Origin of the sequence: Metapseudomonas phytobenefica, assembly GCF_043392685.1 — a bacterium.
GTDB lineage: Bacteria > Pseudomonadota > Gammaproteobacteria > Pseudomonadales > Pseudomonadaceae > Metapseudomonas.
Genome location: NZ_JBHZGM010000021.1, coordinates 1 through 21,819 on the forward strand (window position 1 = coordinate 1; position 21,819 = coordinate 21,819).

At 62.6% G+C, this 21,819-nt stretch carries 21 protein-coding genes and 1 pseudogene; 13 read left to right on the forward strand and 9 right to left on the reverse strand.

The annotated features are described in order from the left end of the window. Positions 1–114 precede the first annotated feature (114 nt). The 9 genes and pseudogenes from ACFW0B_RS16915 (at position 115) to ACFW0B_RS16955 (ending at position 9,321) form a co-directional block, all read left to right on the forward strand. Entirely contained in the window at positions 115–2,502 is a 2,388-nt protein-coding gene (locus tag ACFW0B_RS16915) for a TOTE conflict system archaeo-eukaryotic primase domain-containing protein (protein ID WP_449150126.1), read from the forward strand. Between the two features lie 278 nt (positions 2,503–2,780). Continuing rightward, positions 2,781–2,918, forward strand: coding sequence for a hypothetical protein (locus ACFW0B_RS16920; protein WP_449150128.1), 138 nt, complete (start codon positions 2,781–2,783; stop codon positions 2,916–2,918). A gap of 96 nt (positions 2,919–3,014) precedes the next feature. After that, the gene (tnpA, locus tag ACFW0B_RS16925; protein WP_449150130.1) at positions 3,015–3,332 is read left to right on the forward strand and encodes an IS66-like element accessory protein TnpA; all 318 of its coding nucleotides are present in this window, start codon (positions 3,015–3,017) and stop codon (positions 3,330–3,332) included. Continuing rightward, positions 3,329–3,664, forward strand: a complete 336-nt coding sequence (tnpB, locus tag ACFW0B_RS16930) for an IS66 family insertion sequence element accessory protein TnpB (RefSeq protein ID WP_449150132.1) — start codon at positions 3,329–3,331, stop codon at positions 3,662–3,664. The genes tnpA and tnpB overlap by 4 nt, the downstream gene beginning before the upstream one ends. 61 nt (positions 3,665–3,725) lie before the next feature. Then, positions 3,726–5,246, forward strand: a pseudogene (gene tnpC, locus ACFW0B_RS16935) (IS66 family transposase); the annotation flags it as partial. Positions 5,247–5,281: 35 nt separating this feature from the next. After that, the gene (locus ACFW0B_RS16940; protein ID WP_449150134.1) at positions 5,282–5,788 is read left to right on the forward strand and encodes an AAA family ATPase; all 507 of its coding nucleotides are present in this window, start codon (positions 5,282–5,284) and stop codon (positions 5,786–5,788) included. Positions 5,789–5,964: 176 nt separating this feature from the next. After that, positions 5,965–6,768 (forward strand): hypothetical protein, encoded by an 804-nt coding sequence (locus ACFW0B_RS16945; RefSeq protein WP_449150136.1) that lies wholly within the window; start codon positions 5,965–5,967, stop codon positions 6,766–6,768. Positions 6,769–7,518: 750 nt separating this feature from the next. Then, positions 7,519–8,373, forward strand: coding sequence for an Nmad3 family putative nucleotide modification protein (locus ACFW0B_RS16950; RefSeq protein ID WP_449150138.1), 855 nt, complete (start codon positions 7,519–7,521; stop codon positions 8,371–8,373). 753 nt (positions 8,374–9,126) lie between these two features. Next, complete coding sequence (locus ACFW0B_RS16955) at positions 9,127–9,321, forward strand: hypothetical protein (RefSeq protein ID WP_449150140.1); 195 nt, start codon at positions 9,127–9,129, stop codon at positions 9,319–9,321. Positions 9,322–9,455: 134 nt separating this feature from the next. Here ACFW0B_RS16955 and ACFW0B_RS16960 read toward each other — a convergent pair whose 3' ends face one another. From ACFW0B_RS16960 to glyQ, 4 genes are all read right to left on the reverse strand, one after another. Further along, positions 9,456–10,220, reverse strand: a complete 765-nt coding sequence (locus ACFW0B_RS16960) for a lysophospholipid acyltransferase family protein (RefSeq protein ID WP_449150142.1) — start codon at positions 10,218–10,220, stop codon at positions 9,456–9,458. 14 nt (positions 10,221–10,234) lie between these two features. After that, positions 10,235–10,765, reverse strand: a complete 531-nt coding sequence (gmhB, locus tag ACFW0B_RS16965) for a D-glycero-beta-D-manno-heptose 1,7-bisphosphate 7-phosphatase (protein ID WP_449150144.1) — start codon at positions 10,763–10,765, stop codon at positions 10,235–10,237. Between the two features lie 72 nt (positions 10,766–10,837). Further along, positions 10,838–12,883, reverse strand: a complete 2,046-nt coding sequence (glyS, locus tag ACFW0B_RS16970; protein WP_449150146.1) for a glycine--tRNA ligase subunit beta — start codon at positions 12,881–12,883, stop codon at positions 10,838–10,840. Further along, the gene (gene glyQ, locus ACFW0B_RS16975; protein WP_449150148.1) at positions 12,880–13,827 is read right to left on the reverse strand and encodes a glycine--tRNA ligase subunit alpha; all 948 of its coding nucleotides are present in this window, start codon (positions 13,825–13,827) and stop codon (positions 12,880–12,882) included. The genes glyS and glyQ overlap by 4 nt, the downstream gene beginning before the upstream one ends. Positions 13,828–13,909: 82 nt before the next feature. On the opposite strand from glyQ, the gene ACFW0B_RS16980 reads away from it, so the two are divergent. The 3 genes from ACFW0B_RS16980 to ACFW0B_RS16990 all read left to right on the forward strand — a co-directional run bounded on the left by ACFW0B_RS16980 (position 13,910) and on the right by ACFW0B_RS16990 (position 15,801). After that, positions 13,910–14,461 (forward strand): DNA-3-methyladenine glycosylase I, encoded by a 552-nt coding sequence (locus ACFW0B_RS16980; RefSeq protein ID WP_449150150.1) that lies wholly within the window; start codon positions 13,910–13,912, stop codon positions 14,459–14,461. 60 nt (positions 14,462–14,521) lie between these two features. After that, positions 14,522–15,409, forward strand: a complete 888-nt coding sequence (locus ACFW0B_RS16985; protein WP_449150152.1) for a lysophospholipid acyltransferase — start codon at positions 14,522–14,524, stop codon at positions 15,407–15,409. Between the two features lie 125 nt (positions 15,410–15,534). After that, positions 15,535–15,801 (forward strand): PilZ domain-containing protein, encoded by a 267-nt coding sequence (locus ACFW0B_RS16990; protein ID WP_151131064.1) that lies wholly within the window; start codon positions 15,535–15,537, stop codon positions 15,799–15,801. Between the two features lie 145 nt (positions 15,802–15,946). Here the strand turns inward: ACFW0B_RS16990 and ACFW0B_RS16995 are convergent, their stop codons facing one another. From ACFW0B_RS16995 to ehuB, 5 genes are all read right to left on the reverse strand, one after another. Continuing rightward, positions 15,947–16,693, reverse strand: coding sequence for an SDR family NAD(P)-dependent oxidoreductase (locus ACFW0B_RS16995; RefSeq protein ID WP_151131065.1), 747 nt, complete (start codon positions 16,691–16,693; stop codon positions 15,947–15,949). A 186-nt stretch (positions 16,694–16,879) separates the two neighbouring features. Then, positions 16,880–17,644 carry an ectoine/hydroxyectoine ABC transporter ATP-binding protein EhuA gene (ehuA, locus tag ACFW0B_RS17000; RefSeq protein WP_178119410.1) on the reverse strand — a complete coding sequence of 255 codons (765 nt, stop codon included), beginning with the start codon at positions 17,642–17,644 and terminating at the stop codon, positions 16,880–16,882. Between the two features lie 89 nt (positions 17,645–17,733). Beyond that, complete coding sequence (gene ehuD, locus ACFW0B_RS17005; protein ID WP_151131067.1) at positions 17,734–18,390, reverse strand: ectoine/hydroxyectoine ABC transporter permease subunit EhuD; 657 nt, start codon at positions 18,388–18,390, stop codon at positions 17,734–17,736. Beyond that, a complete protein-coding gene (gene ehuC, locus ACFW0B_RS17010) occupies positions 18,387–19,046 on the reverse strand; it encodes an ectoine/hydroxyectoine ABC transporter permease subunit EhuC (protein ID WP_151131068.1) in 660 nt (219 codons plus the stop codon). Before ehuC ends, ehuD begins: the two co-directional genes overlap by 4 nt. A 78-nt stretch (positions 19,047–19,124) precedes the next feature. Continuing rightward, complete coding sequence (gene ehuB / locus ACFW0B_RS17015; RefSeq protein ID WP_151131069.1) at positions 19,125–19,982, reverse strand: ectoine/hydroxyectoine ABC transporter substrate-binding protein EhuB; 858 nt, start codon at positions 19,980–19,982, stop codon at positions 19,125–19,127. A 419-nt stretch (positions 19,983–20,401) separates the two neighbouring features. Between ehuB and ehuR the strand changes: the two genes are divergently transcribed. Continuing rightward, complete coding sequence (gene ehuR / locus ACFW0B_RS17020; RefSeq protein WP_151138615.1) at positions 20,402–21,811, forward strand: MocR-like ectoine utilization transcription factor EhuR; 1,410 nt, start codon at positions 20,402–20,404, stop codon at positions 21,809–21,811. The last annotated feature ends 8 nt before the right edge of the window (positions 21,812–21,819 follow it).

Below are 21,819 nucleotides of genomic sequence, written 5' to 3' on the forward strand. Positions count from 1 at the left end.
CGCCTGCCAACCGCCAGCAGCGTTGAGGATTACGAAGCACTGCTGCCGTGGAACTGCTCGCCAGCTTCTGTCCCGGCTTCCTGAAAACAAACCCCGTCCAGGCGGACGGGATTTATGGAGCGCTTACATCTGCTGGCGCAACTACAGGCTGAAAACGCCCGCTTGATTGCATTACTGGAAACCAACGGTATCGAGTGGCGTCTACCTGTCGCGCCTACCAAGGCGGCTGAAGTCCCCTTAGCCGAACCAGCGCCGGTGATGCTGGGCACCGATGCGAAGCTGGAGCTGTTCAGGCGCTTGTTCCAGGGCCGAGCCGATGTGTTTCCGCTGCGCTGGGAAAGCAAGGCGGGCAAATCGGGGTATTCCCCGGCCTGTGCCAACGAGTGGCGTGTCGGCGTTTGCGAGAAACCCCGGATCAAATGCGGCGAGTGTCCGCATCGTCAGCTGATACCGCTGAGCGACCAGGTGCTGTATCGGCATCTGGCCGGTGAGATCGTCATTGGCGTCTATCCACTGATGCCGGACGACACCTGCCATTTCCTGGCCGTGGATTTTGACGAGGCTGACTGGCGGGATGATGTCCGAGCCTTTGCGAAGTCATGCCGAGAGTTGGGTGTACCGGTTGCGGTGGAAATTTCACGCTCCGGTCATGGGGCACATGCTTGGATTTTCTTCGCGAGCTATGTACTAGCGTCTGAGGCGCGTCGCCTGGGTACCGCGATCATCAGCCATACCTGCGAACGCACCCGGCAGCTGGCCCTGACCTCCTATGATCGGCTTTTTCCGAACCAGGACAGCATGCCGAAAGGAGGCTTCGGAAATCTGATTGCCTTGCCATTGCAGAAGCAAGCGCGTGCGCGAAATGCCAGCGTTTTTGTCGATGAGGAGCTGATTCCTTATCCCGACCAGTGGGCTTTCCTCGCGAGCATTTGTCCGATGCACCGCGACGACATCGAGCCGGCAATAGTCAGGGCCATTGGGCACCGCCATCCCCTGGATGTGATCGGTGACGATACTGAAGACCGACAGCCCTGGGAGCAGCAGGCGCCCAAGTCACGGAAACTGACCTGTCCGCTGCCCGCCGCGTTGAATGTGACCTTGGCCAATCAGGTCTATTTCAACAAATCCGAACTGCCCCAGCCGTTGGCCAATCAGCTCATCCGGTTGGCGGCGTTTCAAAATCCGGAGTTCTACCAGGCTCAGGCCATGCGCCTACCGGTGTGGAACAAGCCACGCGTGATTGGTTGTGCCGAGAACTTTCCCAGGCACATTGCGTTGCCGCGTGGCTGCCTGAGTGCTGCCCAAGAACTGTTACAGGAAAACGGCACTGCCCTGGTGCTGCACGATGAGCGCTTCTTGGGTGAGCCTATCGATATCCGCTTTGCGGGAACGTTGCGGCCGGATCAGGAGACTGCCCTTGAGGCCGTGCTGGAGCATGAAACCGGAATCCTGTGTGCGCCGACGGCCTTTGGTAAAACCGTGACAGCCGCTGCGCTGATTGCCAGGCGAGGCGTGAATACACTGGTGCTGGTGCATCGCACTGAGCTGCTCCAGCAATGGAAGGAGCGCTTGCAGACATTCCTAAGTGTTGAGAAAGGAATGATCGGCACCATCTGGGGCGGTAAAGCCAAGCCGAGCGGGCTCATCGATGTCGCGGTGATGCAGTCGTTGTCGCGCCAGGGTGAAGTCAGTGAGCAGGTGAAAAAATACGGACAGATCATCGTCGATGAGTGCCATCACCTGTCAGCCATTTCATTCGAAGCCATCCTAAAGAGCTCCGCCGCCAGATATGTGCTCGGATTGACCGCTACGCCGATGCGCCGGGATGGCCAGCATCCGATTATCTTCATGCAATGCGGGCCCATACGGCACATTGCGTCGAGGCCGGCGAGCGCTCCCGTTGATCTGGTGGTAATGCCTCAGTGGTTGCGTCAGCCGATGGTGGTGGCCGAGAACGTCGGCATTCAGGAGGTCTTCCGGCAGCTCGCTGACGATGGAGAGCGAACAGACAGAATCATTGCGGCGGTCGAGACGGCATTCAGGCAAGGTCGGAAGATCCTGGTACTGACGGAGCGTACCGACCACCTGGGTGCTATCGAAGAACTACTGGTTGGGCGGGTGGAAAACTTGTTCGCGCTGCATGGCCGGCTATCCAAGAAGCAACGGGCTGCGCTGATTGGAGAGCTGGAAGCGTTACCACCCGATGCCCCACGAGTACTCCTGGCTACCGGCAAACTGGTCGGTGAAGGTTTCGACCATCCGCCGTTGGACACTTTGATCCTGGCCATGCCGATTTCCTGGAAGGGCAACCTTCAACAGTATGCCGGGCGACTGCACCGGGAGCATGCGAGCAAAGCCGACGTACGCATTGTCGACTTCGTCGATGCCGGACATCCTGCCTTGTTACGGATGTGGAACAAGCGTCAGGCCGGCTACCGGGCAATGGGCTATCGCCTCGCGGATCCGTCGAGTTCAATGGAGTTGCTTGAGTCAAACGAGTAGCCAAGGATGCGCTGCATGACCCGCAATCTGCCTATTTGTCCTAGTCAGTACCGTCGGAGTGTAGAAACTCGGGCCGATTCACAAGTCAGCTTCTGCGCACTGGACTCGACTTGTTCCCGCTCGCTAGAATCTTGCGCAGGCGCCCGCCCAACTTGCACACGAGTTAAAAAAGGCGTGTTACCCCTCCTCCCTGCTGTCTGAAACCTTCCAACGCCTGATCGTCTGGGGCTTAAACGTGTGCCGCGTGCTCCATACGGCCAGGTTACGAGGATGGTTTCATGGCTATGAAAGAACTCGCCTATACCGCCAAGCGTCAGCTGGAGTCTGCAACCCAGCAGTCGTTCCGGCACGCGCATGTTCATGAGCTGCTGGCGGCGTGCTTCGGATTCAAGTCCAGTGCCGCACTTCATTCGTAAGCGTCCAGCCAAGTCACCTTCCGAACTCCAGCATTAAGGGCGATGGTGTCCGCGTATTTTTAAGCGGACGCGATAGCCCTTATCGCCGGGAATCCTATGCGCCAACGAAGCTCTTACCCCAAACCGTTCAAGGCCCAGGTTGTTCAGGAGTGCCTGCAACCCGGTGCGACCGTCTCCAGCGTTGCCATCAGCCACGGCATCAACGCCAACGTCATTCGCAAGTGGCTACCGCTTTACCGAGATCAGCCACCGGCGGCGTTGCCGGCTTTCGTTCCCTTGCGGGCTACACCTAAACGGCCGGCTGAAGCATCGGTGATTATTGAGCTACCGCTTGGCGAGCAAGCGGTCACAGTGAAATGGCCAGTCTCCGATCCTGAAGGCTGCGCCCGCTTTGTCCGTGGGCTCGCCCAGTGATCCGCATCGATGCTATCTGGCTCGCCACCGAACCGATGGACATGCGCGCCGGCACCGAGACCGCGCTGGCCCGCGTGATCGCGGTGTTCGGTGCGGCGAAGCCGCACTGCGCCTATCTCTTCGCCAATCGCCGCGCCAACCGCATGAAAGTCCTAGTGCATGACGGTGTGGGTATCTGGCTGGCCGCGCGACGCTTGCACCAGGGCAAGTTTCACTGGCCAGGCATCCGGCACGGCTCGGAGGTCGAACTCGACGCCGAGCAGTTTCAGGCTTTGGTGCTGGGTTTACCCTGGCAGCGGGTCGGTGCAGCCGGCGCGATCACAGTGCTGTAGCACCGGCCATTAGCCCATCGGTTTATCTCCGCTGACCGCCTGCTCTGGCACAATCAGCGGCATGACTGCCTCGCCCAACCTCGACCAGATGACTCCTGACCAACTGCGCGCACTGGCGACGCAGTTGCTCTCGCAGGTCGACCTGATGGGCAAGAAGATCCAGCGCATCGAAACGGTCAACGAACAGCTGACCCACGAGATCGCGTTGCTCAAACGGCACAAGTTCGCCAAGCGCAGCGAGCAGTTGAGTCCTGCCCAAGGCAGCTTGCTGGAAGACCTGCTCGACACCGACATCGCCGCTATCGAGGCCGAGCTGAAGGCGGTCAACCCGCCGACCGCCCCGGCTGAGCCGCGCCAGCAGCCCAAGCGCGCACCGCTGCCAGCGCAATTCCCGCGCACCGTGATCCACCACGAGCCGGAGAACACCCAATGCGCCTGTGGTTGCCAGCTTCAGCGCGTGGGTGAGGATGTCAGCGAAAAGCTCGACTACACGCCGGGCGTGTTCACCGTCGAACAGCACGTGCGTGGGAAATGGGCCTGCCGCCAATGCGAAACGCTGATCCAGGCGCCAGTGCCGGCCCAGGTGATCGACAAGGGCATCCCCACCGCCGGCCTGCTGGCGCATGTGATGGTGGCCAAATTCGCCGACCACCTGCCGCTGTACCGGCAGGAGAAGATCTTTGGCCGTGCCGGCCTGGCCATCGCTCGCTCGACACTAGCCCAGTGGGTTGGGCAAACCGGCGTACAGCTTCAGCCGCTGGTCGATGCGCTGCGCGAAGCAGTGCTGGCCCAAGACGTGATCCACGCCGATGAAACCCCGGTACAGATGCTTGCTCCAGGCGAGAAGAAAACTCACCGGGCTTACGTCTGGGCCTACAGCACCACGCCCTTCGCCGACCTGCGCGCCGTAGTCTACGATTTCAGCCCCAGCCGCGCCGGCGAGCATGCGCGCAACTTCCTCGGCCAATGGAACGGCAAGCTGGTCTGTGACGACTTTGCCGGCTACAAGGCCGGGTTCGAGCAAGGCATCACCGAAATCGGCTGCATGGCCCACGCCCGGCGCAAGTTCTTCGACCTGCACGTGGCGAATAAAAGCCAGCTGGCCGAGCAGGCGCTGCACGCAATGGCCGGCCTCTACGAAATCGAACGGCAAGCGCGCGACTTGAGCGATGAAGATCGCCGGCGAATACGGCAGGAGAACGCAGCGCCTATCCTCGAAACACTGCATACCTGGATGCTGGCCCAGCGCGACTTGGTGCCTGAAGGGTCAGCGACTGCCAAGGCGCTCGACTACAGCTTGAAGCGGTGGACGGCACTGACGCGCTACCTTGATGACGGAGCCGTGCCCATCGACAACAACTGGGTGGAGAACCAGATCCGGCCGTGGGCGCTGGGTCGCTCGAACTGGCTGTTTGCCGGGTCGCTGCGCAGCGGCAAGCGGGCGGCGGCGATCATGAGCCTGATCCAGTCGGCCCGCATGAATGGGCACGATCCGTATGCCTATCTCAAGGATGTGCTCACACGACTGCCGAAGCAGCGGGCGATTGAGATTAGGCAATTGCTACCGCATAACTGGCAACCGCCTGCTGGCTTGACTCACCAATCGAGGGACAGGGAATGCTCATTGTCTTCAGCGGCCTTCCAGGTACCGGAAAGACGACCATCGCAAGAGACCTTGCGACCCGATTAACCGCGGTGTATCTGCGGATCGACGCGATTGAGCAAGCGATTCGAAATTCAGAAGCTCTGGCGCGAGGCGTGGGGCGGAGCGGGTATCTGGTGGCCAATGAGCTTGCTCTGAGCAATCTCCGTATTGGCAACACGGTCATAGTCGACTGCGTGAACCCGGTAATCGAAAGCCGAAAGGCATGGAGCGAAATCGCAAAGCGTGCTGATGCTCCATTAGTGAATGTTCAGGTCGTTTGCTCTGACAAGCATGAGCACCAGCGCCGGGTAGAGACGAGGGTGATTGATATTCCTGGGCTAACACCGCCAACCTGGCAGTCCGTATTGGGCCATGAATATGCGGCGTGGGATGAGGCTCCGTTTACAGTAGACACGGCCCTGATGTCGCCGGCGGCGGCTGTGGCATTGATCACAGAGCGATTTCTTTCCAATGAGTAGCGTCCGCTAACGCCCAACACCGCAAGGCGTGATCAGCAGACGCTTACCTTCATTCGCACCATCTGCTGGCTGTACTCGACGCCAAGCCAGTAATTCCGGCTGAGCATCTCCTTTGCCTCAATGGCCGACTGAGTGAGCTTGGTTACTCGCATGTCGCAGACTCGGCAGGTGCTGTGTTGTTGCAGCTCATCCAAGACCGACGGCTCGGTGCGGTTTCCCTGGACGAGGTACTCGCGTCGCTGAACGGCGATGACTGGCCCGATCAGGATGATTGGGACTGGGAAGATGATGAGCTGGCATCGCATGCGCAAAGTACGCCGTGTATAGATCTCCGCCAGGTGGAGCTGCTCATGCACAGTTTGGCTGAGGTGGCCCAGCGCGGGGATGCCAAGGCTCATTTTGCCCTTGTGCTTCTATATAGAGGAGATGAGTTCGAGGAAGTCGAAGGCTCCGAGTACTGGCACTCCCTGTTGGCGCAGGGTCGCGAGCTGACCGGAATCGAGCTGGAATGGGCGCTGGCATACAAAGAGAACACCTCGAAAGAAGAGCGCCAAACGTTCCATCTCCAGGAGGCCGCGCGTCTTGGTTACGGCGCAGCACAACTGGAGCTCGCCTTGGATGCTGCGCAGCAGGCCGAGGCGCAAGGCGATTTCGAGAGTGCCAAGCGTTGGTACAGCGAGGCCGCCACCCTGGGCGATATCGCCATGCGGGCTTTGATTGACGAATACGACGAGCACAACCTGTTTCAGAGTTGGGTGTGGGTCTTCCTATCCGAACTGCTGGGGCATGACCTCCGGGAGAGCTCGCTGAGGGCCTATCATGATGGCGGACTGTATGCCGACCAGGATTACGACGATGACCAGGGGGGGCCGTTGTACGTGGCGGGTGATGAGGGGGTCGACTTGCTGGCAATCAGTGAAATGCAGGAGCAGGAGGCTAGGCAGCTAGCAGAACAGCTATTTCGCAGGATCACTCAATAGCTATGAGTTGTCCGCCAGCCCACTCCCAGCTGGGCAGACTGCCCTCACGTGGCGGCGGTTGACTGATCCGCCGACAGGTATAGCGAATGGCTTACATCAGGTGAAGGTAACGACTGCTACCGAACCTTACGCCTCATTTGTAACCTTTAGGCATCCACTGAGCGAAGGAGTCGCTCAGAATCAAGGACGATAAACACGGATGTGCCGACAGGATGTCGGATCGTTGCAAAGAACCCGCTTCGGCGGGTTTTTTGTTGTCTGGAGGATGTGCAGACACTGCAGGACTGGTGAACGGCCAATGCGTAGGATGAACGCCACCGCGTGCGAGGGAGGTGCTTACCCAGCTAGGGGGGTGTATCCCGAAAGGGTGGTAACAGATAGCGTTTGGGGGAGAGTCTAGCGGGCCCTTGAATATTGAGCGTTTTAGCGTAACCTATTCATATGTCTTGACTTTTTGTCAATTTTGCGAGCGGATAACTTTGGCCGAAGGTGGGAAATGGGCGGATAACTTTGGCCAAAGGAGAAATTTTCTTTGTCCGAACGGCTGTCTACCCCAGTTTTTCGGGAGCGTCAAAGTCGGTTTACTTTTCCCACCTCCAGTCACCAGAAGAAGAAAACCCCCGGCCACTCGCCGGGGGTTTTTGCTTCTGGAAGGGGAGGAAATCTGCCCTTTCCCATGTTCGGGTCAGCGTTGGTGCATACCCACGGCTCGTGGGCAAACTGTGCAGCGTATAGGGAGGAAAACCAGCGATGCGCATCATCCTGAGCCGCAAGGGTTTCGATTCATCCGCTGGCGGTTGTCCGAGCCCGATCCTGCCGGATGGCCGGCTCTGTTCGTTACCCATCCCAGACCCCGAGTCGGCCATCTGCTTTGGTGATATCGCCTTTGACGGCATCAATCTGGGTGACCTGGTGAGCGGACTGGATCGGAAGGCGGGCTGGCATCGCCGACGCGCACATCTGGATCCGGATCTGCGAGCCGACGCCCTGCCCCGCCTACCCGGCTGGCGGCCGACACTGGGCCAAAGCGGCGGCGCCCAAGGGCATTTGCGTAATGAGGGCGTGGCCGTGGGTGACCTGTTCCTCTTCTTCGGCTCCTTTCGCCCAGTCGAAGAAACAGGGCCTGGTGTATGGCATTTCCGCCCCGGCCAGCCCGCGTGTCAGGTGATCTGGGGATGGCTACAGGTTGGGGAGATTCTCAAGGTTGACGATATACCCGCCGACGCGATGCCTTGGGCGCGCTACCATCCTCACTTTGCCTATGGGGAGGACGCCAGCAATACCCTGTATGTCGCGACGGAAAGGCTTTGCCTGGATGGCCTGTTGGAGTGCGTGCCGGGAGCTGGCAGCTTTCGATTGCTGGACGAGCGCCTGGTGCTGACTGCACCTGATTCGAAACTGCAGACACGCTGGCAGTTGCCGGCCTGGTTTGCACCCGCTGCAGGGCGACCCGGATTGAGCTTTCACCGGAATCCGAATCGATGGACCGTCGCTGGTGATCGTTGCATGCTGAACAGTGCATATCGAGGCCAGGAGTTCGTCTTCGATTCGCTCGGAGAACAAGCGCCCCTGGATTGGATCAAGGCACTGCTCAAGGCTGCATGAATGGTTGGTCGGGAGAGAAAATTCTTTCTACAGCAATGAGTTACATGCTGGAAACAGGGGGTAACACTTTGCCCGGGGAAGGGGGCGTCGAGTGTTACCCATGACACGGCTCACGAGTATCCGGACGGGTCGTAAGGGAACATTTCAGGGCGCTGGAGCGTGATCCTGAAACGAGAAATTTTATTAAGCTATTGATTTATAAGGGGTTTGTAAAAGTTGGCACGAGGTATGCTCTATATCTGGCACAACAACAATAAGAAGCTTCAAAAAGAAAGTTTTCGACTCTGACAAAACAACAACAACAGCCCAGAGAAGAAGCAAACCGATTTTTTTGGACAGGGTGTGCCGTTCCTCACCCGGTGACTGGAGCAATAGAACAATAAAACTACCTCAAGGTAGCGGCGCTCTGGTTGGTTCAGAAATGACGATGGCATGATCAGCGTCCAAAAAAATCCGTTTGCCCTCGGTCCATGTTGGGACCAGCCAATTCTGGCTCGCTAGCAGCCAGTAGCGAAGAACAACAACGAACACGCAATAAGAACAACAACAAGAATGAAAAACCATTTGAGGGGAGCTTCGGCTCCCCTCAGTGCTTTCCGGCTTTTGTAAATTTCCCTTTTCCCGTTTCCTGGCGCATCCACATAGCGTGCTTTCGCTCGTCCTGCTATCGGGGTGGGGCATGGGCGTGCGTGGCTGGGAAGCGTAATCTGGAACGGCTTGCAGAGGCCCTAGAGGCCATAGCGGAGCGGCAGGATGGATGAGAACCAGGACGATGTACCGAGCGTCACCGATGAAGAGATTGGTGCCTACATGATGCGGCAGCTGCGCTCGGGTCGGGTCAAGGCGTCGGTGCTGGTGGTGCTGACCGAGAAGAACTTCCCGGGCGTTGCGCGCGAGCGGATCATCCGCTGCTTCAACGCCCTCGATTCGAAGTACCTGAAGGGGTAACGCCGGTGCTCTGCGAGAAGTCGTTATGCACTTTCTCGCCGAGCTTCATTGTGAAACGCAAAGCCTGATGAATCGTGGGCTTGAGCTGTTATTTCGGCGATTCGCCAAAAATTGGTTCACAGCTTATCCACAGGTCAGGCCGGGGTCTCGACCTTGGTGGTGGCTTGCGGACCTTCCAGCTCGCGCTGGGTCGCTTCCACCCAGGAAAAAGCCCTGTCATTCAGCTCGGCGATGGCCCTCGGACCCTCACCTTCGGCGTGCATCACCGGGCCGATGACGACCTGGATGGTGCCCGGATACTTGGCCCAGCCTTCCTTCGGCCAGAAGTGGCCGGCATTGAGTGCCACCGGCAGCACCGGTAGCCCGGCGTTCACTGCCAGGGCCGCGCCGCCGCGGGAGAACTTGCCCATCTGGCCGACCGGAACGCGGGTGCCTTCGGGGAAGATCAGCACCCAGGCGCCCTGCTTGAGGCGCTCGTCGCCTTGCGCGGCGAGCTGTTTGAGGGCCGCCTTGGGGTTGCTGCGATCGATGGCGATGGGCTTCATCAGCGCCATGGCCCAGCCGAAGAAGGGCACGCGCAGCAGCTCGCGCTTGACCACCTGGCTGAGGGGCTCGAACGCGCCGGAGAGGAAGAAGGTTTCCCAGGTGCTCTGATGCTTGGCGAGGATCACACAGGGCTGCGCCGGCACGTTCTCCATGCCTTTCACTTCATAGCGGATGCCGACCATCACTTTCGCCAGCCAGACGGCGAACCGGCACCAGCGCCAGACGATGAAGCGGTAACGCGCACGAAATGGCATGAAAGGCGCGAAAAAGAGGCTTAGCGTGCCCCAGATGAACGCGCTCAGTGACAGCAGCAGGTAGAAGATGAAGGTTCTGATGGCCTGCACTGTCGTCATGGGAGCTGTTGACCTTACTGAAGGAGATGTGCGGCAACCGCCGCAAGATCGTCGAATACCAGGGTGCCCGCTGGCAAGGTTTTGGCCAGGGTGCGTCCGCCCTTGCCGGTCTTTACCAGAACTGGCTGACAATCGACGGCCAGCGCGGCTTCCAGGTCACCACTGCTGTCGCCGACGAACCAGATTCCGGCCAGCTCCACGCCATAGTGCAAAGCGATGCGCTTGAGCATGCCCGGGCGCGGCTTGCGGCAATCGCAGCCATCGTCGGGGCCGTGCGGGCAGTACTGGATGATGCCGAGTTCACCGCCCTGCTCCGCCACCAGCTCGCGCAGGCGGGCATGCATGGCGTCCAGGGTGGCAAGGTCGTAGTAACCGCGCGCGATACCGGACTGGTTGGTGGCCACGGCGATGGTCCAGCCGGCCTTGCTCAGACGGGCGATGGCCGCGATGGCGCTGGGGATGGGGATCCATTCCTCGAGGGATTTGATGTAGTCGTCGGAGTCCTCGTTGATGACTCCGTCGCGGTCGAGAATCAGTAGTTTCATGAACGACGCCTGAAGCGTGGAACCGGAGCGCCCGAAGCGCACTGCCTCGAGGCTCCGGCCCACGGGCTTGCCTCAGCCCAGTACCGATATGTCCGCTACGCCCAGGAACAGGCCGCGCAGCTTGGCCAGCAGCGCATAGCGGTTGCCACGAACGGCGGCGTTTTCAGCGTTGACCAGCACCGTCTCGAAGAAGCTGTCCACCGGCTCGCGCAGGCTGGCCAGGCGTTCCAGGGTTTCACGGTAGCTGCCGGCGTTCGCCAGGGCCTGTTCGGCGTCGGCCACGGCCTTGGCCAGGGCCTGCTCGGCGGTTTCCTGCAGCAGGGCGCTGTCGACGCTGCCCGGAACGCTGCCTTCGGCCTTGCTCAGCAGGTTGGACACTCGCTTGTTGGCGGCAGCCAGGGCGGCGGCTTCCGGCAGCTTGCGGAAGGCCTGGACGGCTTGCACGCGCTGGTCGAAGTCCAGGGCCGAGGACGGCTGCAGAGCGCGTACCGAGAGATACACGGCCACATCCACGCCTTCGTCCTCATAGCGGGCGCGCAGGCGGTCGAAGACGAACTCCAGCACCTGCTCGGCGAGGCCTTCGGACTTCACCTTGGAACCGTAGAGGTCGATGGCGAAGGCGACGGCCGCGGCGAGGTCGAGGTCCAGTTGCTTCTCGATCAGGATGCGCAACACACCCAGGGCCTGGCGACGCAGGGCGAAGGGGTCCTTGCTGCCGGTGGGCAGCATGCCGATGCCGAAGATGCCCACCAGGGTATCCAGCTTGTCGGCTACGGCCACGGCGGCGCCGGTGAGGGTCTGCGGCAGTTCGGCGCCGGCGCCACGGGGCATGTACTGCTCGTTCAGCGCCTGGGCGACGTCTTCCGGCTCACCATCGTTGATTGCGTAGTAGTAGCCGGCGATACCCTGCATTTCCGGGAATTCGCCGACCATTTCCGTGGCCAGGTCGCACTTGGCGAGGATGCCGGCACGGGCGGCGCGGGCCGGGTCGGCGCCGATCTGCTCGGCCACGAAGCCGGCCAGGCGGGAAACGCGCTCGGCCTTCTCGAACACGGTGCCGAGCTGGGCCTGGAACACCACGTTCATCAGGCGTTCGTTGAAGCTTTCCAGCTTCTGCTTCTTGTCCTGCTTGAAGAAGAACTCGGCGTCGGTGAGACGCGGGCGAACCACTTTCTCGTTACCGGAAATGATCTGCGCCGGGTCCTTGCTGACCACGTTGGCCACGGTGATGAAGCGCGGCAGCAGCTTGCCGTTGGCGTCCAGCAGGCAGAAGTACTTCTGGTTGTCCTGCATGGTTGAGATCAGGGCTTCCTGGGGAACGGCGAGGAAGCGTTCCTCGAAGGAGCACACCAGCGGTACCGGCCACTCGACCAGCGCGGTCACTTCGTCCAGCAGGTCGGCGGGAACCACGGCGGTGCCCTTCTGCTCGGCGGCGAGCTCTTCCACGCGCTTGGCGATGATGTCGCGGCGCTCGGCGAAGTCAGCAAGCACGTGGGCGCTGCGCAGGTCTTCCAGGTAGGTGGAGGGCTTGCTGATGCGGATGTTGTCCGGGTTGTGGAAACGGTGGCCGCGGGATTCGCGACCGGCCTTCTGGGCGAGGATCTCGCACTCCACCACGTCTTCGCCAAACAGCATCACCAGCCACTGGGTCGGGCGCACGAACTCTTCACGGCGGGCAGCCCAGCGCATGCGCTTGGGGATCGGCAGGGCAGCCAGGGAGGCTTCGACGATGCCGGGCAGCAGGCCAATGGCGGGCTGGCCGGGAATGGTCTGGCTGAATTTCAGTTTCGGACCGCTCTTGTCGATCTGCTCCAGGTCGACGCCGCATTTGCGGGCAAAGCCCAGGGCCGCCTGGGTCGGCTTGCCTTCGGCGTCGAAGGCGGCCTGGATCGGCGGGCCGTCGAGGTTCACGCTGCGGTCGGGCTGCTGGGTAGCGAGCTGCTCGACCAGGACCGCCAGGCGGCGCGGGGCGGCGAAGACCTGGGCCTTGGCGTAGCCCAGGCCGGCGGCCTTGAGGCCTTGTTCGATGCCGCCGAGGAAGGCGTCACCAAGGGATTTCAGGGCTTTCGGCGGCAGCTCTTCGGTGCCCAGCTCTACCAGAAAATCTTGTGCACTCATTCTTGAGCCTCCAGCTTGGCCAGTACTTCGTCACGCAGTTCGGGAGTGGCCATGGGGAAGCCGAGGCGCGCGCGCGCCTGCAGGTAGCTTTGCGCCACGGCGCGGGCCAGGGTGCGCACGCGCAGGATGTAGCGCTGGCGCTCGGTCACCGAGATGGCGCGGCGGGCGTCCAGCAGGTTGAAGGTGTGGGAAGCCTTGAGGACCATCTCGTAGGTCGGCAGCGGCAGTTGTAGCTCGATCAGGCGGTTGGCTTCGCTCTCGTAGAAGTCGAAGAGTTCGAACAGCTTCGGCACGTTGGCGTGCTCGAAGTTGAAGGTGGATTGCTCCACTTCGTTCTGGTGGAACACGTCGCCGTAGGTGACCTTGCCGAACGGACCGTCGGTCCAGATCAGGTCGTAGACCGAGTCCACGCCCTGCAGGTACATGGCCAGGCGCTCCAGGCCGTAGGTGATTTCGCCGGTGACCGGGTAGCACTCGATGCCGCCCACCTGCTGGAAGTAGGTGAACTGGGTGACTTCCATGCCGTTCAGCCAGATCTCCCAGCCCAGGCCCCAGGCGCCGAGGGTCGGCGATTCCCAGTTGTCCTCGACGAAGCGAATGTCATGTACCAGCGGGTCGATGCCGATGGCCTTCAGCGAGCCGAGGTACAGCTCCTGGAAGTTCTCCGGGTTGGGCTTGAGGACCACCTGGAACTGGTAGTAGTGCTGCAGGCGGTTGGGGTTCTCGCCGTAGCGGCCGTCGGTCGGACGGCGGGACGGCTGCACGTAGGCGGCGTTCCAGGTTTCCGGACCGATGGCGCGGAGGAAGGTGGCGGTGTGGAAAGTACCGGCGCCCACTTCCATGTCGTAGGGCTGGAGCACCACGCAGCCCTGCTCGGCCCAGTACTGCTGCAGGGCGAGGATCAGGTCTTGGAAGGTGCGCACGGCGGGCGTAGTCTGGCTCACGAAATTCACCTGTGCTGGGTCTTCGACGGAAAATGTCGGAGTATACCCGATCCGGCACCGCGAAAACCGCATGGAAAGCCTTATGCCACGCTGCTTCTGGTGCAATGACGACCCCCTCTACATCGCCTACCACGACACCGAATGGGGTGTACCGCTGAAGGACCCGGCGGCGCTCTTCGAACTCCTGTTGCTGGAGGGCTTCCAGGCCGGCCTTTCGTGGATCACCGTGCTGAAGAAGCGCGAGCATTACCGCAAGGTGCTGTTCGGCTTCGACCCGAAGCGCCTGGCGGTGATGAGCGACGAGGAAATCGACGCGCTGATGCAGGACCCGGGCATCATCCGCAACTTCCTCAAGCTCAAGGCCGTCCGGCAGAACGCCCAGGCCTGGCTGTGCCAGGAAGACCCGGTGGCGCTGCTCTGGTCGTTCGTCGGCGGCAAGCCGAAGATCAATCATTTCAGCGAGCGCAGCCAGGTGCCAGCGGTCACGCCGGAGGCCGAGGCCATGAGCAAGGCATTGAAGAAAGCCGGTTTCACCTTCGTTGGCCCGACCATCTGCTACGCCTTCATGCAGGCCGCCGGCATGGTCATGGATCACACCACCGATTGTGACCGCTACCCTGAACTGACCGCCTGAGGCGGCATCGTTCACGCGGCGAGGGTAGAATGCGCGCTTTTCGATCTACTGGAGATGCCTGTGGATAAGCTGAAAGGCGCGCTGGTCGTCGGTTTCCTGCGCCTCTTTGCCCTGCTTCCGTGGCGCGCCGTGCAAGCGGTCGGCGCCGCCATCGGCTGGCTGATGTGGAAACTGCCGAACCGGTCCCGCGAGGTGGTGCGGATCAACCTGTCCAAATGCTTTCCCGAGCTGTCGCCGGCGGAACTGGAACAGCGTGTCGGCCAGAGCCTGAAGGATATCGGCAAGACCTTCACCGAAAGCGCCTGCGCCTGGATCTGGCCGGCAGAGAAATCCATCGGCCTGGTACGCGAAGTGGAAGGCCTGGACGTGCTGCATGAGGCCCTGGCCAGTGGCAAGGGCGTGGTGGGCATCACCAGCCACCTAGGCAACTGGGAAGTGCTCAATCACTTCTACTGCGCCCAGTGCAAACCCATCATCTTCTACCGTCCGCCCAAGCTGAAGGCGGTGGACGACCTGCTGCAGAAGCAGCGCGTGCAGCTGGGCAACCGCGTGGCGCCTTCCACCAAGGAAGGCATCCTCAGCGTCATCAAGGAAGTGCGCAAGGGCGGCGCGGTGGGCATTCCTGCCGACCCGGAGCCGAGCCTGTCGGCCGGTATCTTCGTGCCCTTCCTCGGCACCCAGGCGCTGACCAGCAAGTTCGTTCCCGGCATGCTCGCAGGCCACAAGGCCCGCGGTGTGTTCCTGCACGCCCTGCGACTGCCCGATGGCTCGGGCTTCAAGGTGATCCTGGAAGCCGCGCCGGAAGGCATGTACAGCGAGAACGTCGAAGAAGCCGTCGCGGCCATGAGCCAGGTGGTGGAGAAGTACGTACGGGCCTACCCGACCCAGTACATGTGGAGCATGAAACGCTTCAAGAAACGCCCCGAGGGCGAGAAGAAGTGGTACTGACGAGGAAGGCGCCGAAGGGCGCCTTTTTCATGGGCAGGGTTCAACCCTTTCGTCGAAGGGTTGTGCCGGAACGCGAGAAACCGTATTAACGACGGCTGCAAACCGGCTCAGGACGACGCGATCCCATGGCGAACCAGCGGCAATTTCCCCGAACTCCGATGAAATGCAGGATCAGGATCAGCCTCCCGGGCTTCGGTGAGCTGATTGCCCAAACCCGCGACCTGTCCGATGGCGGCGTCTATGTCCGGCATCCCGACCTGGCCAGACTGCCCCTCGGGACCGTCGTCACTGGCCAGGTCCAGGACCTGCCCATGGAGGCGCCCATCCTGGAAATGGAAGTGATACGGGTGGATGCCGAAGGGGCCGGGTTCAGCTTCCTGCCGACCGGCTGATCTTCCTCCGGGCACGGGCGCGCCGTCACCGGTGGCAACTCCCGCGCTTCGCCGACGCCTTGTGGACCACCGAGCAGACCCTCGGCTACCGGCGTGGCGCCTGACCCTCGATCCTGCCACCTGCGGGCGGCGGGACGAGCGGCGCTCAGCGCAGCGTATAGCCGCTGTCCACCACCAGATCCTGCCCGTACAGGCCCCGCGCGGCCGGCGAGAGCAGGAACAGGATGACCTCGGCGACTGCTTCGGGCTCGAGGAAGCGGCCGCCCAGCAGACGCTGGTTCACCGTACCGGCTACCGCGGCCAGATCCTCATCGCCCAGGCCCAGGGTCGACCAGATGGGTGTGGCGGTGGGGCCGGGGGACACCAGGTTCAGGCGCACGCCACGCGCCGCCATTTCCACCGCCAGGGTGCGCACCTGGGCTTTCAGCGCGCTCTTCGAGGCGATGTAGGCGGCGAGGCCGGGGAAGGTCACCCGGGACAGGAAGGTACCGATGAACACTACGGACGCGGACGGCGCCAACCGGTCGCGCAGCGCCGCGAGGGTATCCAGGGCGCCGGCCCCGTTGACCGCCCACTGGGCCGCGAAAGCGGCGGTATCCAGGCCATCGGCCAGGCGAGCGATGCCAGCGTTGGGTACAAGACAATCCACCGGCCCCAGGCTGCCGGCCACTTCGGCAAGGGCAGCCAGGTCGGCGGCGCGGGTGACGTCTCCGGGCTGCCAGCGCAGGGCGTCGCCGTAGCGCGCCTTGAGGCCGTCCAGCGCTCCGGCGCTCCGGCTCATGGCCAGTACGCGGGCGCCACGGGCCAGGAGCAGCTCGACGACGGACAGGCCGATGCCGGAGCTGGCTCCAGTGACCACGGCAAGGCGATTCTCGAATTCGTGTTGGGACATGACAGGGTTCCTGTTGTGAAGGGCAGCGTCGGGCTCGGCCGCGACCTGCCCTCTTCAACAAGAACTGCGCCAGAATTTTAAGTCTTATAAATCAACTACGTGCAAGGAATGCTGTCCTTATGACCGCAAAACGGCGCAGTCATAAGGACCTATCGCGTAGTCATCATGACACGATGCGACGTCGGCTCAGTTGGCCTCCTTCACCGCGCTGAGGAAGCAGCGGGTACGTTCTTCCCGAGGATTGCCGAAGAAGGCTTCCGGCGTGCCCTGCTCGAGTATCCGGCCCTGGTGGAAGAAGCACACACGGTCGGCGAACTCGCGGGCGAAGCCCATCTGGTGCGTCACCATCAGCATGGTCAGGTTGTGTTCGTCACCCAGCTTGCGGATCACATTGAGCACCTCGCCGCAAAGCTCCGGGTCGAGGGCCGAGGTCACTTCGTCGAAGAGCATCACCTTGGGTCGCATCGCCAACGCCCGGGCAATGGCCACGCGCTGCTGCTGGCCGCCGGAGAGCTGCGAGGGGTAGTGATCCAGCTTGTTGCCCAGGCCGACCATGTCCAGCAGCTGGACGCCCCGTTCACGCGCCTCGGCCTTGCCCAGGCCGAGCACCTGCACCGGTGCTTCCATCACGTTCTGCAGCGCACTCATGTGCGGGAACAGGTTGAAGCTCTGGAACACCATGCCGATCTTGCCGCGCACGCGGCGGATGTGGCTTTCCGGTGCGGGGACCAGGCGGCCGTTGCGAGGGATGTGAGTCAGCGGTTCGCCGTCGACTTCGATCAGGCCCTTGTCGATGGTCTCGAGGGTCATCAGCACCCGCAGCAGGGTGGATTTGCCCGAGCCGCTGGGGCCGATGATCGCTACTTTCTCGTTGGCCTTCACCTCCAGGTTGAGGTCGTTGAGCACGGTGAAGCTGCCGTAGCTCTTGTGCACGCCCTGGAAGCGCACCATGGGGCTGTCGAGCTGGGGGATGGCGCGGTTGTCGCTGTCGCGCAGGGTATCAGTGGTTAGGGACATGGCAGTCATAGATCCTCCGGGGTTCAGCGCAGCGCAGTGCGCGATTCCACCTGCCTGACCCCGAAGGCCAGGACGATGCTGATGGTCAGGAAGAACAGGCCCACCAGGGTGATGGGTTCCAGGTAACGGAAGCTCTCGGAGCCGATGTTCTTCGCCTGTTGCATGATTTCCACCACGGTGATCGCCGAGAGCACCGGGGTGTCCTTGAACATGGCGATCAGGTAGTTGCCCAGCGCCGGCAGGATCGGCCGGATGGCCTGGGGCAGGATCACGTCGCGGTAGGCCTTCCAGGGCGAGAGGTTCAGCGCGGTGACCGCCTCCCACTGGCCACGCGGCACCGAGTCCAGGCCGGCGCGGTAGACCTCGGCGGTGTAGCAGGCGTAGTGCAGGGCGATGCCCAGCGTGCCGGCCACCAGCGCGGTCATGTTCAGGCCGTAGCTGGGCAGCACGTAGAACAGGAAGTACACCTGGATCAGCAGCGGGGTGCTGCGGATGAACTCGATCACCGACGCGGCCGGCCATGACAGCCAGAAGTGCCGGTTGCGCCGTGCCACCGCCAGGAACAGGCCCAGGACCACGGCCAGGGCGAAGGCCACCAGGGTGATGCCGATGGTCTTGAGCGAGGCCTGCACGAGCTGCGGCAGGATTTGCAGGGTGAAGTCCCAGTCGAACAGGTTCATGCCAGACCTCCGCGGATGCGGCCGTGGCTCAGGCGGCGCTCGATGCGACGCATCAGGAAGGCGATGGCCTGGGCGAGGATGAAGTAGAGCACCAGCGACAGCGCGAAGATCTCCAGGGTCTGGAAGGTCGCCTGATCCAGCTGGCGGGCGCGGAAGGTGAGATCCGACAGCGTGATCAGCGACACCAGCGAGGTGTTCTTCAAGAGCTCGATCAGCAGGTTGGTGCCCGGCGGTATGGCGCAGAGCAGCGCCTGCGGCAGGATGACCCGGCGAAAGCGCGTTGCCGGCGACATGTTCAGGGCGATGGCGGCTTCGTACTGCCCCTTGGCCACCGAGGCGATGGCGCCGCGCATCACTTCTGCGCCATAGGCGCCGATGTGCAGCCCCAGGCCGAGGATGGCCACGCTGTAGGGCGTCATTTCCAGGTTGAAGGGGGGCAGCGGCAGAACGAAGAACAGCCAGAACAGCTGGACCAGCAGCGAGGTGCCGCGGAACAGTTCGATGTAGCCGGTAGAGAGCCAGCGCAGCGGCGCGATGGGCGACATGCGCCCGAGCGCGGCGAGGATGGCGGTGAGGATGGCGAGCAGCGAGCCGAAGACGGTTATCTGGACGGTAACCCAGGCGCCCTGCAGCAACAGCGGAAGCAATTCACCCATGATGCGATACCAAGGTCGGGTGGATATCTGCGGGGGGCCGGCGCTGCGGGAGACGCCGGCCATCCCGTTCGACAGCGATCAGGACTGGGAACAGAGCGCCGCGGCGGTCTTGTCGGTCAGGTTGGAGCGATCGAAGCCGAAGGGCTCAACGGTCTTCAGGTGCTCCTCGCTGCCCAGCCAGGTCTTGAGCTGCTGGTTCACCGCGTCGCGCAGGTCCTTGTCCTCCGGGCGGAAGGCCAGGGCGCCGTAGCCGGTATGGGCCGGGTCGTCCTTGAAGTTGGTGACCGCTTCCACCTGCTCGCCGCCCTTGGCGGCCAGGCCTTTCATGGTCAGGGCGGTACCCACGCTGGCGTCGGCACGGCCGGCGCGCACCGCCTGCAGCTGCGCGGTGGTATCGGGCACCTGGACGATCTGCTCGTCCTTCACGCCGGACTGCCGCGCGTAGCCCAGTTCCACGGTACCGGACATCACGGCCAGGCGCAGGCTCGGGTCCTTCGCGATATCGGCATAGCTATGCAGGTTTTTCGGATTGCCTTTGGGCACCAGCAGGGTGTCCGGAATCTGGTAGTGCGGGTCGGTGAAGAGCACCTGCTTGCAGCGCGGCGGGGTGATGTACATGCCGGCGGCGATCACGTCGAAGCGCCCGGCGCGCAGGCCCGGAATCAGCGCGCCCCATTCGGTGAGCACGGGCTCGACCTTGTCGATGCCCATCTGCTTGAACACCTGGGTGGCGATCTCCGGGGATTCGCCGGTGACCTTGCCGGAGGTGTCGGTGAAGGCGAAGGGCGCCTCGTTGGCATAGCCGATGCGGATGGTTCCGCTCGACTTGATCCGCTCGAGGGACGTCTCGGCCTGGGCTACTGAAGCGCCGAGCGCCCCCAGCAACAGGCAAGCGGCCAAGAGGCGATGGTGGAAGGGAGGGGTTGCGGTACTCATCGTCGGATCTCCTGTTCTTCTCGAGCCGGCCTTTTGTAGTTGTGGGCCAGGCGGTGGACGGCAGGTATCAGTGCAGCGTTGTTGTTGTTCTGTGCGAGGCGTTGGCCGTACCGTGGCCGGTGCCGCCCCGAGGCGCTGTCGGGGATGTCCCGCGACATTGCCTCGGTGTGCCAGGGCATTGCCTTTTGCTGTATTCCAGCCTAGCAACGCCTGCTTTCGGCTCTTCCTGAAGCCGGATGGATCGACGGGAAAAAACACCGTTTGGCGGCGGCGATCTTGCAGAATTTTCTGTTCTGCCGGAGCGCGCCGGCCGGGGTGCCGCATAGCCGTTAAGCTGTAGTCGAGCATACAAAAGCGCTGGTGCGAGGCTAATTGCACTAGGACAATCACTTTCACCGTCTTTCGAGTCCGCGATGAACATGGAATCCTGGCGTCAGGCCCTGGCCGCCCTGCGGGGCGGCGAATCCAAGTACAAGTCACTGGTCCAGGCCATCGCCCGCGAAATCGAGCAGGGCGAGCTGCGCGACGGCCAGCGCCTGCCGCCGCAACGCCAGGTCGCCGACCGTCTGGCCATCAGCGTGCAGACCGTGACCAACGCCTACAAGGAGCTGGAACGCCAGGGGCTGGTGCGCTGCGAAGTGGGGCGCGGCAGCTTCGTGTCCCGGCGCATGACCGAGGGTGTCTCGCGCTACATGCTCGATCACCCGGAACGTTCCTTGGTGGACCTCTCCATCGCCAGCATCGTTCACACCCATGAGCACGACCGCCTGTGGCGTGAGACCTGCCGCGAGCTGGCGCAGGAGGATGACCAGCCCTGGATGCGCGCCTGCCGGCCGATCGCCGGTTTCGAGGCGCACCGCGATGCAGCCGTGCACTGGCTGGCCCGGCAGGGCATGGCGGTACAGCGCGACGACCTGCTGATCACCAATGGCGCCGCCCACGGCCTGTTCCTCGCCCTCGCCTCGCTGGCCGGCCCGGATGACGTGGTGCTTTGCGAGAACCTCACCGACCACGGCGTGATCGGCAGCTCCCAGGTGCTCGGCTTCACCTTGAAGGGGCTGGAGCACGACCGCGAGGGCATCGACCCCGAGCATTTCGAGGACCTCTGCGGTAACGAGCGGATCACCGCGCTGGTCTGCACCCCCAACCTGAACAACCCCACCAGCAGCCTGATGCCCGATTCGCGGCGCCGCGAGATCGCCGAGATCGCCCGGCGCTATGGCGTCTACGTGATCGAGGACGACGTCTACGGTCCGCTGCTCGACGAGCGCCGCGCGCCACCCATCAGCCACTACCTGCCGGAGCAGTCCTTCTACTGCACCAGTTTCACCAAGTCGGTACTCACCGGGTTGCGCATCGGCTACCTGGTGATGCCCAGGCGCCTGGCCCTGCGCACTGAGAGCATCCTGCGGGTGAACAGCTGGATGGCCACTCCGCTGATGGCCGAAGTAGCCAGCCGCTGGGTCCTCGGCGGCCAGGCCCAGGCCCTGCTGGAGCGCCAGCGCGACCTGCTGGTGCGGCGCAACGCCCTGGTCAGCGAGCACCTCGGCGACTACGTGCTCGGCCAGCATCCCCACGCCCTCAACGCCTGGGTCGGCATCCCGTCGCACTGGGAGCTGGACAGCCTGGTGCGCGAGCTGCGCCACCGGCGCATCGCGGTCACCTCGCCCGACCCCTTCATGGTGCGCGGAACGCCCCGGCCCCGTGCCGTGCGCCTGTGCCTTGGCGCCGACTGCAGCGAGAAGCGCCTGGCCGGCGCCTTGCGCAACATGCACGAACTCTTCGGGCAGTACCCGAAAATCCACGACCTGGGCGGCATGCACATGTAAGAGATGGG

Coding starts and splice junctions, on each gene's coding strand:
- ACFW0B_RS16990 (WP_151131064.1), top strand. CDS start 15,535: ATGGCGAACCAGCGGCAATTTCCCCGAACTCCGATGAAATGCAGGATC.
- ACFW0B_RS16950 (WP_449150138.1), top strand. CDS start 7,519: ATGCGCATCATCCTGAGCCGCAAGGGTTTCGATTCATCCGCTGGCGGT.
- ACFW0B_RS16995 (WP_151131065.1), bottom strand. CDS start 16,693: ATGTCCCAACACGAATTCGAGAATCGCCTTGCCGTGGTCACTGGAGCC.
- ACFW0B_RS16940 (WP_449150134.1), top strand. CDS start 5,282: ATGCTCATTGTCTTCAGCGGCCTTCCAGGTACCGGAAAGACGACCATC.
- ACFW0B_RS16920 (WP_449150128.1), top strand. CDS start 2,781: ATGGCTATGAAAGAACTCGCCTATACCGCCAAGCGTCAGCTGGAGTCT.
- gmhB (WP_449150144.1), bottom strand. CDS start 10,765: ATGAAACTACTGATTCTCGACCGCGACGGAGTCATCAACGAGGACTCC.
- ACFW0B_RS16915 (WP_449150126.1), top strand. CDS start 115: ATGGAGCGCTTACATCTGCTGGCGCAACTACAGGCTGAAAACGCCCGC.
- ehuA (WP_178119410.1), bottom strand. CDS start 17,644: ATGGTGCGCTTCCAGGGCGTGCACAAGAGCTACGGCAGCTTCACCGTG.
- ehuR (WP_151138615.1), top strand. CDS start 20,402: ATGGAATCCTGGCGTCAGGCCCTGGCCGCCCTGCGGGGCGGCGAATCC.
- tnpA (WP_449150130.1), top strand. CDS start 3,015: ATGCGCCAACGAAGCTCTTACCCCAAACCGTTCAAGGCCCAGGTTGTT.
- ACFW0B_RS16955 (WP_449150140.1), top strand. CDS start 9,127: ATGGATGAGAACCAGGACGATGTACCGAGCGTCACCGATGAAGAGATT.
- ACFW0B_RS16960 (WP_449150142.1), bottom strand. CDS start 10,220: ATGACGACAGTGCAGGCCATCAGAACCTTCATCTTCTACCTGCTGCTG.
- ehuB (WP_151131069.1), bottom strand. CDS start 19,982: ATGAGTACCGCAACCCCTCCCTTCCACCATCGCCTCTTGGCCGCTTGC.
- ehuD (WP_151131067.1), bottom strand. CDS start 18,390: ATGAACCTGTTCGACTGGGACTTCACCCTGCAAATCCTGCCGCAGCTC.
- glyS (WP_449150146.1), bottom strand. CDS start 12,883: ATGAGTGCACAAGATTTTCTGGTAGAGCTGGGCACCGAAGAGCTGCCG.
- ACFW0B_RS16980 (WP_449150150.1), top strand. CDS start 13,910: ATGCCACGCTGCTTCTGGTGCAATGACGACCCCCTCTACATCGCCTAC.
- ehuC (WP_151131068.1), bottom strand. CDS start 19,046: ATGGGTGAATTGCTTCCGCTGTTGCTGCAGGGCGCCTGGGTTACCGTC.